Genomic DNA, 1,665 nt, shown 5'->3' with positions numbered 1-1,665 from the left:
TCTCCGACGCGATTCTTGGTAAGTCGTTCTGCGCCTTGGGCGATGGTGCGGCAAGCCCGGTTGCGTCGTCGATCCAATTCTTCCGCGACGAATACGTCGCGCACATCGAGGGCGGCGGTTGTCCGTTCGACCCCAAGCTGTCCATGCTCGCGACGAACGGAGCCTCATGACCCAAACGGCCGACACCGGAAAGAAGGTCGCCGAGCCCGAGTTGGTGACGCTGACCATCGACGGCACCGAAGTCAGCGTTCCCAAGGGAACTTTGGTGATCCGGGCCGCCGAATTGATCGGTGTGCAGATCCCCCGGTTCTGCGACCACCCACTGCTGGACCCGGTCGGCGCGTGCCGGCAATGCATCGTCGAGATCGAGGGCCAGCGCAAGCCGATGGCGTCGTGCACGATTCCCGTCGCCGACGACATGGTGGTGCGCACGCAATTCAGCTCGGAGGTCGCCGACAAGGCGCAGCACGGCGTGATGGAGCTGTTACTGATCAACCACCCGCTGGACTGCCCGATGTGCGACAAGGGCGGCGAGTGCCCATTGCAGAACCAGGCAATGTCCAACGGCCGCCCCGATTCCCGCTTCGAGGACGTCAAGCGCACGTTCACCAAGCCGATCAACATCTCGTCGCAGGTCTTGCTGGACCGCGAGCGCTGCATCCTGTGTGCGCGCTGCACGCGGTTCTCCGACCAGATCGCCGGTGACCCGTTCATCGAGATGCTCGAGCGTGGCGCGCTACAGCAGGTCGGCATCTATGCCAACGAGCCATTCGAGTCGTACTTCTCCGGCAACGCGGTACAGATCTGCCCGGTCGGCGCGCTGACCGGCACCGCCTACCGCTTCCGGGCCCGCCCGTTCGACCTGGTTTCCAGCCCGAGCGTGTGCGAGCACTGCGCGTCGGGATGCGCACAGCGCACCGACCACCGTCGCGGCAAGGTGCTACGCCGACTGGCCGGCGACGAACCCGAGGTCAACGAAGAGTGGAACTGCGACAAGGGCCGCTGGGCGTTCACCTACGCCACGCAGGGTGACCGGATCACCACTCCGCTGGTCCGCGGCGCCGACGGTGCACTGGAGCCAGCGTCCTGGCCGCATGCGGTGGCCGCGGCGATCGAAGGGCTCACCACCGCGGCCGGCGGCGCCGGTGTGCTGCCGGGTGGCCGGCTGACCGTCGAAGACGCCTACGCCTACTCCAAGTTCGCCCGGATCGTGTTGGGCACCAACGACATCGACTTCCGCGCCCGCCCGCACTCCGACGAAGAGACGCAGTTCCTGGCGGCCCGGGTCGCGGGCAAGCTGCTCACCACCAGCTACTCGGATCTGGAGTCGGCTCCGGTGGTGCTGCTGGCCGGCTTCGAGCCCGAGGAAGAGTCGCCGATCGTGTATCTGCGGCTGCGCAAGGCCGCACGTAAGCACGGGCTGCCGGTCCACGCAGTTGCGCCGTTCGCCAGCAACGGTTTACAGAAGATGCACGGCACGCTGATCGCGACCGCGCCCGGTGGCGAGGCCGCTGCGCTGGACGGACTGGCCGGCGGCGAGCTGGCTGGGCTGCTGTCGAAGGCGGGGGCCGTCATCATCGTCGGTGAACGGCTCGCGAACTCCCCCGGAGGATTGTCCGCGGCGGCCCGGCTGGCCGACAGCACCGGCGCGCAACTGGCCTGGGT

At 67.5% G+C, this 1,665-nt stretch carries 2 protein-coding genes; both read left to right on the top strand.

The window, feature by feature from the left end; translation table 11 throughout:
* Positions 1 to 170, top strand: a 170-nt coding sequence (locus WAN02_RS02590) for an NADH-ubiquinone oxidoreductase-F iron-sulfur binding region domain-containing protein (protein ID WP_422262566.1), incomplete at its 5' end; no start/stop codon positions are given.
* Positions 167 to 1,665: NADH-quinone oxidoreductase subunit G (locus tag WAN02_RS02585; protein WP_422262564.1), on the top strand; the 1,499-nt coding region annotated here is incomplete at its 3' end. The genes WAN02_RS02590 and WAN02_RS02585, both read left to right, overlap by 4 nt.

The sequence above is a fragment of the Mycobacterium sp. genome (assembly GCF_049281135.1).
Taxonomy (GTDB): Bacteria; Actinomycetota; Actinomycetes; order Mycobacteriales; family Mycobacteriaceae; genus Mycobacterium.
Note: the sequence above shows the minus strand (reverse complement) of the source record. Positions and strands in the feature narration are given on the sequence as shown.